The 12,903-nt window shown below is 37.3% G+C and carries 10 protein-coding genes; 5 read left to right on the top strand and 5 right to left on the bottom strand.

All coding sequences use genetic code 11. The annotated features are described in order from the left end of the window. Positions 1-10: 10 nt before the first annotated feature. A complete protein-coding gene (locus tag AAHF87_RS02005) occupies positions 11-523 on the top strand; it encodes a CvpA family protein (protein WP_342146659.1) in 513 nt (170 codons plus the stop codon). 126 nt (positions 524-649) lie between these two features. Here AAHF87_RS02005 and AAHF87_RS02000 read toward each other — a convergent pair whose 3' ends face one another. Together AAHF87_RS02000 and AAHF87_RS01995 are read right to left on the bottom strand one after the other, a co-directional pair. Next, positions 650-1,189 (bottom strand): carboxymuconolactone decarboxylase family protein, encoded by a 540-nt coding sequence (locus AAHF87_RS02000; RefSeq protein WP_342146658.1) that lies wholly within the window; start codon positions 1,187-1,189, stop codon positions 650-652. Positions 1,190-1,214: 25 nt separating this feature from the next. Beyond that, positions 1,215-1,754 carry a peroxiredoxin gene (locus AAHF87_RS01995; protein WP_342146657.1) on the bottom strand — a complete coding sequence of 180 codons (540 nt, stop codon included), beginning with the start codon at positions 1,752-1,754 and terminating at the stop codon, positions 1,215-1,217. Positions 1,755-1,864: 110 nt separating this feature from the next. Here AAHF87_RS01995 and AAHF87_RS01990 point away from each other — a divergent pair, with 110 nt between their 5' ends. Together AAHF87_RS01990 and AAHF87_RS01985 are read left to right on the top strand one after the other, a co-directional pair. After that, positions 1,865-2,764, top strand: coding sequence for a LysR substrate-binding domain-containing protein (locus AAHF87_RS01990; RefSeq protein ID WP_342146655.1), 900 nt, complete (start codon positions 1,865-1,867; stop codon positions 2,762-2,764). A 138-nt stretch (positions 2,765-2,902) separates the two neighbouring features. After that, positions 2,903-3,925 carry a hypothetical protein gene (locus AAHF87_RS01985; protein WP_342146654.1) on the top strand — a complete coding sequence of 341 codons (1,023 nt, stop codon included), beginning with the start codon at positions 2,903-2,905 and terminating at the stop codon, positions 3,923-3,925. A 507-nt stretch (positions 3,926-4,432) separates the two neighbouring features. Here AAHF87_RS01985 and AAHF87_RS01980 read toward each other — a convergent pair. Continuing rightward, a complete protein-coding gene (locus AAHF87_RS01980) occupies positions 4,433-5,284 on the bottom strand; it encodes a UDP-2,3-diacylglucosamine diphosphatase (protein ID WP_342146653.1) in 852 nt (283 codons plus the stop codon). Positions 5,285-5,521: 237 nt separating this feature from the next. Here AAHF87_RS01980 and gltX point away from each other — a divergent pair, with 237 nt between their 5' ends. Together gltX and cysS are read left to right on the top strand one after the other, a co-directional pair. Then, the gene (gltX, locus tag AAHF87_RS01975; protein ID WP_342146651.1) at positions 5,522-6,925 is read left to right on the top strand and encodes a glutamate--tRNA ligase; all 1,404 of its coding nucleotides are present in this window, start codon (positions 5,522-5,524) and stop codon (positions 6,923-6,925) included. After that, positions 6,909-8,309 carry a cysteine--tRNA ligase gene (gene cysS / locus AAHF87_RS01970; protein ID WP_342146649.1) on the top strand — a complete coding sequence of 467 codons (1,401 nt, stop codon included), beginning with the start codon at positions 6,909-6,911 and terminating at the stop codon, positions 8,307-8,309. The genes gltX and cysS overlap by 17 nt, the downstream gene beginning before the upstream one ends. A gap of 26 nt (positions 8,310-8,335) precedes the next feature. Here cysS and AAHF87_RS01965 read toward each other — a convergent pair whose 3' ends face one another. Both AAHF87_RS01965 and AAHF87_RS01960 read right to left on the bottom strand, forming a co-directional pair. Next, positions 8,336-11,068 carry a hypothetical protein gene (locus AAHF87_RS01965; protein ID WP_342146648.1) on the bottom strand — a complete coding sequence of 911 codons (2,733 nt, stop codon included), beginning with the start codon at positions 11,066-11,068 and terminating at the stop codon, positions 8,336-8,338. 264 nt (positions 11,069-11,332) lie between these two features. Then, positions 11,333-12,847, bottom strand: coding sequence for an MFS transporter (locus AAHF87_RS01960; RefSeq protein WP_342146647.1), 1,515 nt, complete (start codon positions 12,845-12,847; stop codon positions 11,333-11,335). Between the last annotated feature and the right edge of the window lie 56 nt (positions 12,848-12,903).

Genomic DNA, 12,903 nt, shown 5'->3' with positions numbered 1-12,903 from the left:
GGTTTTTCTGATGTCTACATTTAATTGGATCGATTATACCATTATCGCCATCATTGCACTGTCGGTATTGATTAGTGTTATGCGTGGTTTTGTACGTGAAGTGATTTCGTTGGTGATATGGGTAGCTGCGATTGCGGTGAGTTTTATTTTTTATCGCTATATTGCCGATTTATTGGTAAATTTTATTCACTCCGATTCGGTTCGATTAGTGGTCAGTTTTGTCGGTTTATTCCTAGTGACATTAGTATTGGGTATGTTGATTAATTATTTAATTGGCCAACTAGTCTCGAATACTGGCTTAAGCGGCACCGATCGCGTGTTAGGAATTATTTTCGGTATTGCGCGCGGAATTTTAGTCGTCGTCTTATTGATGATGTTAGTTACCTTAACGCCCTTTGCCAAAGAGTCCTCTTGGCAAGAATCGGTGTTAGTACCACATTTTCAACCTTTAGAAGATTGGTTAAGTGGTTTTTTACCCGAGTCTATGCATAGTCATCTCGAACTACAGAAAGATCACTATTAAAAAAACCGTCATGGCGAGCGAATGTTTAGATTGCCGCGCGCTACGCGCTCGCAATGACGACTTATACTTAACGCGCTTGCAATGACACTTATACTTAACCCGCTCGCCAATTGACGAGTGGCATTACTAAATACTAGCTAGGTCGAAGGCTAATGCTGCGGCATTTAATACCGACGCAATGCGCACACTTGATTGTATGCTAAGTTTACTCACACCCATTTTTATCAAGCCATGCGTATGCGCTTCTATACACATGCCGCAACCATTCAGCGCAGATACTGCTAAACAATTTAGTTCATAATTTATTTTATCGATACCTGGGTTGCCAATGACACTCATGCGTAAATTAGCGGGCATACTCGAAAAGTCTTTATCATTAACCAAATGAATGAATCGATAATAAATATTATTCATCGCCATGATAGTGGCTGCGGATTTGGCCGCATTTATTTCTGCATCAGATAATGCAGACTTTACCTCCGATAAAACAGCGTTGATTAAATTTGAATTTTTAATGCTATACGCCGAAGCCAACGCAATACCGCCGATTTGTTGTTTGTTTAAATCTGGCGAACCCGCTTCTGTTAAAATGCTGGATAGATTTAATTTAATATCTTTCGCATTGTCTAACAGTTTGTTTTTGAATGTTTCTATAGTCATGTTCATAATATTCTCCTAAAAAGCTTATGGTTTAATCAACAGCGATGGTGGCTTCGCCTTTTTGCCAATTGCAAGGACATAACTCGTCGGTTTGTAAGGCATCTAATATACGTAATACTTCTTTGGCATTTCGGCCGACACTCAGATCCGTCACCATGACAAAGCGGATGATGCCTTCTGGATCGACAATAAATGTGGCGCGTTGCGCAACACCTTCTTTTTTATCGAGTATACCTAAGCCTTGAGCGAGTTCGCGTTTAACGTCAGCGAGCATCGGGAAGGGAAGGTCATGTAATTCATCTTTTTGCTGTCGCCAGACTAAATGTGCAAACTCTGAATCAGTACTGGCACCTAATAAAATGGCATCCCGGTCTTTAAATTCATTGTTTAATTGGCCAAAAGCAGCAATTTCTGTGGGGCAAACGAACGTAAAATTCTTAGGCCAAAAGAAAAATATTTGCCATTTATTGGCGTAAGTTTTGTTGTGGACCTCAATAAACGCATCTTTTGCGTTAGAGGACACCACGGCTTTGACCGAAAATTCTGGAAATTTATCGCCTATCGTTAACATGGTTTTCTCCTAATTTTTGTGCTTGAAAAGGCATAAATTACTTGAGATCACTCGATAAGTATAATATATTGTTATTATTATATTGATAATTATAACTTATTATAAAGACCATGAATACCCGTGATTTTGAATATCTAATTGCGCTAAGCGAACACCATCATTTTGGTAAAGCAGCGGAAGCCTGTTTTGTCAGCCAGCCGGCATTGAGCATGCAAATCCAGCGTCTGGAAGCGAGCTTAGGCGTAAAATTATTAGAACGCAGCAATAAATCGGTGTTATTAACCGATATCGGCATAGCTATCACTGAACGCGCCAAACAGATTCTGGCGCAAATCAATGAAATCCGGGATCTCGCCAAATTATCCAAAGATCCTTATAGCGGAAGATTAACCATAGGTGTCATTCCGACCTTAGGCCCTTATTTATTACCTTTGATTTTGCCTGCTTTATCAAAAAAATTCCCCCACCTGCATTTTTATCTGGTTGAAGAGCAAACTTCAGCATTGATACAAAAACTTAAAATCGGCAGCTTAGATGCTGCATTGATGGCGCATCCTATCGAAGAGTCCAGTTTTAGCGCTACTGATTTATTTGCTGAAGAATTTTTACTGGCGGTAGCGAACAAGCATGTCTTGGCACAACGAAAATTCATTAATGCCTGTGATCTTCAGCAGCAAAATCTACTTTTACTGGAAGAAGGCCATTGCATGCGCGGCCAAACCTTGGATTTATGCCATAAAATGAATGTGAACGAAGTTCAGAATTTTCGTGCCACCAGTCTAGAAACACTGCGTCAAATGGTTGCAACCGGTAATGATGTCACACTAATGCCTAAACTTGCCCAACAAGCGCGTGACGGGATTTCCTATATTCCGTTTAATGCCCCGCGACCGGTGCGACAGATAGCTTGTTACTGGCGCTCCTCTTCAGTCAAGACCATCGTTTTAGACGCCATGGTTGAACAGATTAAGATATTAAGCGTTAAAAAAGGCCTAACTATCCCCAGATAGCTTGATTAAGCCTAATTGCAACAGAGGAATATTTTAGCCTTATAGTAAGGGTAAGAGTAAGCGTTTAGAGGCGCTTAATGTTTCATTAATGAAAAATCTGTAAAATGTCTTAAATAGATAGATTTTTGAGAAAAAGCTATGGCAACTTTTCAAAATACAAAAAAGTTATGGAAATATATACAGGATAGAGAATCTGATAAAGAAATCACTAAAGATTTAGATTCAACCTATAAAGAGTCTTTTATAAAAGATCTTGAAAGAAGCAATGGAGAGCTTCATATCAATGGAGTATCAATGGATTCAATCCTTAAAAGTGCAAGGGAATCTATTGAATTTCGCGACAAGGATACTCAGCAAGAGATTCCTATAGAGTTTGCTGCGCGCTTAATTTTTGAAGCGCTTTTTAGAAAACAACCCAATAAATCGACCGCTGCTGATATGCAGTCAAGCCAAGTTATAGATTCAATTTTTGACGTACTTGTAAGCAAACAACCAATAAGTAAGCCAGCGATAGAAGAACTTGATCCAGCCCTTACTACGGATGAATTTTTTGAAGAGCTTACTCGCAAACCAACTAAACAAATGTTGCAAGAAACGTCCTTTGAAAAATTTTTAAGAACCTATCTGCATCAGGGGTTTATCTATCCTAATGTCGAAATTCTCTCTAAGGGCCGCTATATTTTTTCTACTCCTGAAAAAAGAACACTTAATTTAACCTACGCAGATGAGAGTTTGTTCATACAAGTTGATTTTTCTACACAAAAAGTTTGCGATACAAGTATCAATGAAATATTAGAAAAAACAGGTGATGATTTTTTTGTTAAAGGAGCAGCGACCTATAAAGTAAATATTAAACCTATTAATAAAGCAGGTTGGATAGCTCAGTTTGATTTAGTAGACTCCAAACTCGAATGTAAAGATGAATATAAAGATATTTTAGATGAAAGAACTGTCTTTGAAAAAATGACTGAATTTTTACAGATAATTTTAGATAAACTTAAAAGTTATTTTAGCTCTAAAAATGCTCTTAACTCAAAGCATGGATCTTTTTTCTTTATATCAGAGGATGGAACCTCAGTATCTGAACAAATTTTAGATGATAATACTGAACCCCTCTCTAATATAATCAAAATAGCGGTAGATGGAATGACTCAAAAATAATGCAATTTAACTAGATCCCATAACTTGCTAGGAAAGAGGTTGGTAGAGACCTGCTTTGTACTGATAGTATTTTTATGTTTAAACAGGTTTTTATTTCTTAGCTAGTATCGATGTTTTAGTTGCATAAACTTCTTTTTGTGCTTCTTGTTGTGGTGTTGAAAACAATAAAGAAGCGGTTAACCTACTAGTGTTAATAGGAACCGGACTTTTAGTTTTTTCAATTGTATTTTCTTGCTTTTTCCTTTCTTTTTTTCTAAACTCGCTCCTGCTGTATTTTTTAGTTCATTAATTGTTAAATAGCTAAAAAGCTTATCTTGCACATCTTCATTTAAGCTAATTTTCTTGTCATCTTTCGAAACAAAAATGCATCTTTTTGCCAAAATAGTGATATGTAATGAAGCCAGGTTAGTCCTAAATTCATCTTTAAAGTAATCTAGGTCGAGGTAAAAATTACCGAATTGTAAAAAGTAAAGAAAAGGCTAGTGAATAGATAAAGTTTCCTTACATTTAACCGAAATATATTAATTTGCAGGTTTGATTCGGTAACGCCACTAATACATTGCCTTTTGTGGGCTGCCAATCGCTTAATACAAAACGTTTTATCCATATATTCTTCGCACTTGAACTTTTGTCTGCGTTGCCGCTCAACTCGCAATCCTCATGTATCTTGAATATATTCGGGTTGCTTATTTTCAAGGTGCCTTGCCCTAAAACCAATTGCTGCGAGTGTATACTTTCTGTTTGTCTTATTAATTGAATACACGGTAAATGCGTATGACCATGAATAATCTGTTGTGTTCCCGGATAGTGTTTTAAGCAAGCCAGAAAATCTGCCATGACTACATCATATTTTGCGGTATTAGTCGGCATGGTGGTGTGTTCTTGCCCGCGTAAATAATTCGCAATTTTTTGTCGCCATACTAAGGGAAGATGTAAAAATAAGCTTTGGAAAAAGGGATAACGCGACCAGCGTCGATAGCGCAGATAATGTTTATCGAGTGTGCACCAACTATCACCATGGGTGAGTAGTGTTGGTCTTCCATACAAATCAATAATGGTTGGATCAGCAAGATAGCGACAGCCGGTTTGCTGAATAAAATGCTTACCGATGAGAAAGTCTCGATTCCCGGGCATGAAGTAAGTCGCAACACCCTGGGCGGTTAGCTCGGCAAGTGCCGCTATAATTTTCTGATAGTATGGGTTTAAATTATCATCACCGATCCAGGTTTCAAATAGATCGCCTAATATATATAAAGCCTCAGCGTGCTTGGCTTGCTGTTGTAAAAAATTCAAAAACAACTGCGTCATAGCAGGCTGGTCGTTACTGAGATGTAAATCGGATATAAAGAGGGTCGACATATGACACAATCATAGCGTAAATTAGTTGGCAGGAGATTATTAAAACATTTTTCGTCATTGCAGTGCTAGCAACCCTCGTCATTGCGAGCACCACGTAAAAGATTAATCGTCATTGCGAGCACCGTAGGTGCGTGGCAATCCATGCGTGGCCGCAGCCTCACTGACGTTTTGCTTTCGCCATGACGGATTATTTTTAATCTGTACCAGGATACCAAAATTTTAAACAAATAGTTGATTATGAAAACTCGTTTTGCACCTAGTCCTACCGGTCATATCCATTTAGGTAATGCTAGAACCGCTTTATTTAATTTTTTATTTGCCCACTCTCAAGCCGGTTGTTTTTTATTGCGCATAGAAGATAGTGATGCAACGCGCTCGCTGCTAACACTGGCTAAAGAATTAGAAGAAGACTTGCTTTGGCTAGGTTTACCTTGGCAGGAAGGCCCTGGTCAAGAAAAAGGTCTGGGACCTTATTACCAATCGCAAAGGCAAGCGATTTACACACTTTATTATGAGCAATTAGTGGGTATCGGGCGTGCTTATCCCTGTTTTTGTAGCGAAGCAGAGTTGCTCATGATGCGTAAACGTCAGTTGGCATTAGGCAAACCACCGCGTTACAGTGGTCAATGTCGTTTGTTGACGGCGGAGCAAGTGGCCGAGAAAAAAGCTCAAGGTCAACTCGCTAGCTTGCGTTTTCATGTTCTGCCGAAACAAGTTATTCGTTTTGATGATTTTGTCAAAGGTGAACAAAGCTTCGCCAGTGATGATATCGGCGATTTTGTGATTCAGCGCAGTGATGGCTCAGCCGCATTTTTCTTTTGTAATGCCATTGATGATGCCTTAATGAATGTGACGCATGTACTGCGCGGCGAAGATCATTTGACCAATACACCCAGGCAGATGATGATATTAGAGGCGTTAAGTTTAACTATTCCGGCTTATGGACACATGGCCTTAATTGTCGGCGATGATGGCGCGCCGCTATCGAAGCGACATGGCAGTTTTAGTATTAAAAGTTTTCGCGAGAGCGGCTATTTTGCTGAAGCCTTACAAAATTATTTGGCGCGCTTAGGTCATACTTATACCGATCCGAATTTTCTGGACATTCACGCCTTGGCAAAACAATTTTCACTGAGTCGTCTCGGTAAATCACCCGCACGCTATGACCAAGCTCAATTATTGTATTGGCAAAAGCAAGCTTTATTACATTTGTCTAATGAAAAGCTTGGCGCATGGATGGATGCTAAAATACAAAATAGTGTGCCGAACGAGGTAAGCGTAGACTTTATAGAATTAATGCGCGGGACGATTTGTTTTCCTGATGAGGCGCTTGAGTGGGCTCGTATTATATTTGGCGAAGCTAACGCTTTAAACTTTTCAGTAGAAACCAAGATTTTTTTGCGAAAAGTCGATCCGCTTTATTGGCAGGCAGTCTTAGATTTATCAGCGCAGGGAAACTCTGATTTTAAAGTCTTAATAAAACAGGTGCAAGAAAAATTAAATCTCAAAGGGAAAGCTTTATTTGCGCCATTACGTTTGGCATTGACTGGACGTCATGATGGTCCTGAGCTGGCTAAATTATTTAGCCTGTTAGGCAATGAAAAAATTCGCGAGAGAATACTCCATGCTAAAAATTTATAATACACTAACCCAAAAAAAAGAAAAATTTACACCGCTGCACGCCAAGAAAGTCGGACTGTATGTGTGCGGCATGACAGTCTATGATTTGTGTCATATAGGTCATGCGCGCGTATTAGTAGCCTTTGATGTCATGTTACGTTACTTAAGTATGCAAGGTTATCAGGTTAATTATGTGCGTAATATCACTGATATTGACGATAAAATTATCAAACGTGCACAAGAAAATAATGAAAGCATGTCAGCATTGACACAGCGCATGATAACCGCGATGCATGAAGATTTTGCGCAGTTAAACATTTTGCCACCGACGCATGAGCCCAGAGCAACGGATGCTATCCCACAGATGTTAGATTTAATTCAAATTTTGCTGGATAAAGCTTATGCTTATCAAGCCGAAAATGGTGATATTTGTTATGCGGTGGAAAAATTCAAAACCTATGGCGAATTAGCCCATCAAAATTTGGAAAAATTACGCAGTGGGACGCGCGTCGCCGTGGATATTACTAAAAAAGATCCCTTAGATTTTGTGTTGTGGAAAAAAGCTAAACCCAACGAACCGAGTTGGGAATCTCCCTGGGGTGCAGGGCGTCCCGGTTGGCATATTGAATGTTCGGCGATGTCGATGGCGGCTTTAGGCGAACATTTTGATATCCATGGCGGTGGTTTAGATTTGGTGTTTCCACACCATCAAAATGAAATTGCGCAATCGGAAGGTGCAACCGCTAAGAAATTTGTGAATACCTGGATCCATGTTGGTTTTGTGCAGACTAATCGCCAAAAGATGTCGAAGTCTTTAGGTAATTTTTTTACTTTACGTGATGTTTTAAAACAATATCCTGCTGAAGTGATCCGATATTTCTTAGTATCGAGTCATCATCGTAGTCCAATCAATTATAGTCAAGAAAATTTGCAAATCGCACACGCAGCATTACAACGCTTGTATACCAGTTTACGCGGTTTAGTCGGCAAAGCACCGTCTCATTTTGATGCCAAGCAATTTACCGGAGAGTATCTAGAAAAATTTCAAACCGCGATGGATGATGATTTTAATACACCCGATGCCTTGGCAGTGTTATTTGAGTTAGCCCGTGAAATTAATCGGGTGCGCGAAACGGATCAGAATCAAGCGCAGCATTATGCTGCCAGCTTGCAATATTTGGCGAGTATTTTAGGTATTTTACAACAGGATCCAGAGCAGTTTCTAAAATTGGGGTTACAACCTGATAAATCTGATTCAGATGAAATAAACCAATTAATTGCTGCTCGCAATGCAGCGCGAATCGCTAAAAATTGGCAAGAAGCGGATAGGATACGGGATGAATTGTTGAATTTGGGTGTAGCACTTGAAGATACTGCTAGTGGAACTGAATGGCGGCGCAAGTAAAAATTTAGCTATACTTAAATTAGCAGTTATTTTGTCCTAAGTCTTGCGACTTTTGGATGTTCATCGGTTAACAAAGCTTTATTGGCTGTCTGATGAATAAAACTTTTAAAGTCGCTATTGTTTAGATTGAATCTGTTGGCATGCGTTTCTAAAAAGCCTGATATATGTGCAGTAGATTCTGGTTGATACTTTAAACTTAAGTCTAGTAAATTTTTTGCGGGGGTATTCTTTTTTCGAAATAACGTTGTGATTAGTTTTAGTTTACAGGTCTTTTGAAATAATGGCTTAAGATCATCAGGAAATGTATCAAAACAGTGATTAATAAAATTCAAAATAATGTTTAAGGAATCGGGTTGAAAACGTGCCGTTAAATGTAAACAGGTATAATCGTGCTTATTTTTTTGCAAGATAATTTCTTTAATTGTCTTCTGTTCGAATTTATCAGAATGATCGCCAATAAAATCTAAAATAATTTTTACCTTAGCCGAATGTAGGTAAGCCGCGCTTAAAAAATGCCAGCCATCAGAATTTTGTTGAAGAAATAATTGTTGCAAGCTTGTTTTATCGAAAAATTCGATGTTATTTCTTATAAATCCAAAAATCGTTTCGAGAGCATCAGCGTCTAGATAATAAGCAGCAAAATGTAAGAAATTATGCAGAGTTTGATTTTTAGCTAAAAATAATTGACACAAAGTAATGGCATTAAATCGGCAGATATGTTGTTGGATAAACTTTAAAATAAGTGTCAGATTAACCGCATTATTATATGCTGCAATGTGTAAACAATTCCAACCCGTATCATTTGACTCTAAAAAGAAATCTTGTAAGGTTTGATCGTCTAGGTGCTTAATGTGTTTACTAATAAAATTTAAAATACTATTCAACGTTGCATGACGAGATTGCACCGCCAGGTGCAATAAATTTCCCGTATGCTTTTTATTTAAAACCATTGCTAACCATTTAATATCGTCAGTAAACCTAAATTTTTCACTAATAAAATCTAAACATACTTTTACTTCGTTCTCAGATTGGTAACGAACTAAAAATTGTAAAAAATCCCATTCAGCATTAATTTTTTGATTGAAAGTCCAACTCAAAATTTCATTATCGAAATAATAGGGATTATGCTTAATAAAATCAAAGATACATGACATCGCATCGGATTGATGTCTAGCCGCTAAGCTAAAAAAGTTCCAACCATCACTATTTTGCTGAACAAATAATTCTGAAATTTTTTCTTTTTCAATACGATCAATATATTTATTTAAAAAATACAAAATAAGCTTGATTGTGTCTGTATGATATCGCGCGGCTGACATTAAAAGATTAGAACCCACACTATTTTTTTTTAATAACAAGTCAAAAAATAATAGATAGGACTTACTCTGCGTTTTGAAAAGAAGATTAAAAAAATCTTTGGTTATTTCGGGACAATATCTGACTGATTTTAATAGTAAATTATAATTTACATTGGGTGGGTAGATGTGTGCGTCAACAATTATCGTACTCAAAACATATTCTTTATCTTGAGAAAAAAATAATGAATAGGTCTGATTTAATTTTTTTAATAAGTCCTTGGCATTAGCCTCGTTACGAGACTGACTTTTTAAAAATTCAAAAAAATTAGCAATATTTTTTATTATAATCGGGGTTTTTATTATTGTTTGCCAATAATCTGGAAATTTATCTTGGATTAAAATTAAGTCTTCAATCAATGCCGCATAGTTTTGCTGAGTAAGATAATGCTGAATATATTTAGTTTCAAGTTCAGAATTAGCTTTTTCTGGAACTAATGCTTGATAGTATGTATAGTCAACTAAGTTAGCTGGGTTTGGTATTGAAATATATTCTTCTTCTATTAATTTTTGAAAAAAAAGTTGTCGGATTAAACGCCAATCAAGATCATAAATCCTTGTTGGGCCATCGAATTCGTCAAAGTTATCTAGAATAAAAAACGGATGAAGTTTATTTGTATTGGGTTTAGCGGGATTAGTTAAAAAAAACTGAATAATAGCCAGCATATATTCGGTAGGGCCGGTGGCATATCCAGTTTCCTCAGCGCCTCTATATCCATGCAAACTTAAAATAAGTTGTAATTGTTCAGTTAATAAGAATGGAATTTTAAGTGCAGTAAAACATTTGGGAAATTCATCGTTTAAAACCCGTCGAATTTTGTCACCGGATAATAAACTTTTATATCGATCTTTTTGAATATTGGGTTCAATGCCTAAGCCCTGTTTATTTGCAACTCGACTAACACGGTCAGCGACATGAACTTGATATATCGATTTAACTGAGTTTGTTAAATTACAAGCAATTTCTTGAACGATGCTTTTTCTAACTAAATATAATAGCTGATTCAACGTAGTAGGTGTTTGGAATGAGTTTACCAACTTATTGACGCGAATGTGAAAACCCGGCGTACATTGTTCTATATCTTCGATTAATGCTAACAAAATTATTTTATTTGATTCATGGTCTAATAACGCTGCGTGTAAATGACCAGAAGTTCGATAGTAAATATATGAGAGTTGCTCAAGTAATGCAGTTTTAAGTTTATATTTAGAATTACGCCCAATATGTTTTAAAAAAATATTTTTCTCTAAATTTGGATTAATTTCGCGGCATTTATTTTCTAACTCAGTCAACCAATCTGTAGGTAGTTGAGGTAAATTATCGATTTGTAGTGTCGATGGAGGTGTATTTTGAAATAATATATTTAGATTTAAACACGGGTCGAAGCTATAGGAAGTCAGCATGAATTTTAATAATTTTTAATTTTAAATTTATGGCTAGTTCCTTGTTGTTAAAGTGAGTCAACTATTTGCTAACAATTATAGGAGTGTAAGTCTAAATTAGATTTCTTAGCTAAAGCTTAAGAGATTGATTTAAAAAATAAATAGATACTAAACAATTTTAGTAAGGAAGAAGTTTTGTTTAATTGATTTTGCGTAGTTAATTAAAATATCTTATTAATAATTTTTCCAAAATTCAAAAAATTGACAGAAGATTAAAAGAATTATTTATTTTTTGCGCGGTATTTTGAATATCAGCATTAAAGTGATTAGCGCAAAAAAGGCTGCCACAAACATAGTGATACTAAAAGCGCTGGTATAAGCTTTAGTAGCAGCGCTTTTTAAGATTTGCAGATTTTCTGCTGAGAAATGGTTGACCGCTTGCATCGCGCGTTGTGATTGCACTAATAGACCGTCGATTTGGTATTCCTTTAGAGAAGCAAAGGGTGCGGTGCTGTGCGTCAAAAAAGCACCGAGTTGCCATTTATTTAAACTGCCTAACAATCCGGCTAATACCGCTAAACCTATGGAGGTGCCAAATTGCCGTGAACAATTCATGATGGCACTGGCAATCCCGCGTTGTTCGGCTTTGACCATATTCATGACCGTTACCATAATCCCAGATAGCATCAACGGCATACCAATACCAAAACCGAGCAAACCAGGGAATAAAATAGCATAGCTTTGATGATGACTAAAAATACCTATCCAAATAAGACTAAATACGATGAGTAGCGAACCCGAGCACATTGGTATTCTAGGCCCATATTTATCACGTAAATAACCACCAACGGGCGCCATAATAATGATCGGTAACATCGCCGGTAATAACAATACACCCGCGGTTAAAGGCGTGTAATGTAAAACATTTTGTAAAAATATCGCCCAAAATATAAACACAATGCCCACGGCCTGGATAATCAACAGCACACTAAATAAAATCGAAAAAGTTAGGTTTTTAAACAGATCTAATTCAACTAATGGATGGCTAATTTTATTTTCCCAGGCAATAAAAGCACAAAGGCTGGCAACACTAAATAAAAATAAACTGATAATCGATACAGAAGTCCAACCCCAATTCGGTCCTTCCATAAAACCTAAAACAAAACCGCTAATAAAAAGTATCGAGATAAAAAATCCCAACCAATCGATATTTAATTTTTCGGTGCGTTGCCAAGCAGGAACAGAAGAAATCGCTAAGAAAATACTGATTAGTGCGATCGGAAAGTTAATCCAAAACACCGCTCGCCAGCTAAAGACTTGGGTTAAAAATCCACCTAATAAGGGTCCTAAGGCGAGAAATACCGCGGCCAGAGCGACATAAATTCCTAAGGCTTTGCCACGTTCGTTATTAGGAAAGGCATTAGTGACTAAAGCGTTGGTCGAGGGCATCATAAAGGCGCCACCGATACCTTGAATAGCACGCATGGTAATTAGCCACCATCCTGATTCGGCCAGGGCACATAATACCGACGAAACCACAAAAACACTCACCCCAAACAAAAAAGCACGTTTATGGCCGAGTCTATCGCCTATTTTTCCACCAAATAAAATAATGGCGCTTAAAGCTAATAAATAAGCGTTGATGACCCACTGCGTGAGGCTATTAGTGAGGTTAAGTTCGCGTTGTATAGCGGGTAGGGCGACGGCTAAGGCTGTTTGGTCAATAAATACCAGTGCCAAGGAGCTTGACATGGCGAGTAGGATCCACCACTTACGATTCTTTTCAGCAAATTTAAGCATGATATTTCTTCTTAGCCTTTAAAAATAGACTATCATTTTAGTAAGAGTAACGCTTT

It is taken from the genome of Rickettsiella endosymbiont of Aleochara curtula, from assembly GCF_964030935.1.
Classification (GTDB): domain Bacteria; phylum Pseudomonadota; class Gammaproteobacteria; order Diplorickettsiales; family Diplorickettsiaceae; genus Aquirickettsiella.
Note: the sequence above shows the minus strand (reverse complement) of the source record. Positions and strands in the feature narration are given on the sequence as shown.

Bases quoted from the DNA above. Each gene is read 5' to 3' on its own strand.
- AAHF87_RS02005 (WP_342146659.1), top strand. From the start codon at position 11: ATGTCTACATTTAATTGGATCGATTATACCATTATCGCCATCATTGCA.
- AAHF87_RS02000 (WP_342146658.1), bottom strand. From the start codon at position 1,189: ATGAACATGACTATAGAAACATTCAAAAACAAACTGTTAGACAATGCG.
- AAHF87_RS01995 (WP_342146657.1), bottom strand. From the start codon at position 1,754: ATGTTAACGATAGGCGATAAATTTCCAGAATTTTCGGTCAAAGCCGTG.
- AAHF87_RS01990 (WP_342146655.1), top strand. From the start codon at position 1,865: ATGAATACCCGTGATTTTGAATATCTAATTGCGCTAAGCGAACACCAT.
- AAHF87_RS01985 (WP_342146654.1), top strand. From the start codon at position 2,903: ATGGCAACTTTTCAAAATACAAAAAAGTTATGGAAATATATACAGGAT.
- AAHF87_RS01980 (WP_342146653.1), bottom strand. From the start codon at position 5,284: ATGTCGACCCTCTTTATATCCGATTTACATCTCAGTAACGACCAGCCT.
- gltX (WP_342146651.1), top strand. From the start codon at position 5,522: ATGAAAACTCGTTTTGCACCTAGTCCTACCGGTCATATCCATTTAGGT.
- cysS (WP_342146649.1), top strand. From the start codon at position 6,909: ATGCTAAAAATTTATAATACACTAACCCAAAAAAAAGAAAAATTTACA.
- AAHF87_RS01965 (WP_342146648.1), bottom strand. From the start codon at position 11,068: ATGCTGACTTCCTATAGCTTCGACCCGTGTTTAAATCTAAATATATTA.
- AAHF87_RS01960 (WP_342146647.1), bottom strand. From the start codon at position 12,847: ATGCTTAAATTTGCTGAAAAGAATCGTAAGTGGTGGATCCTACTCGCC.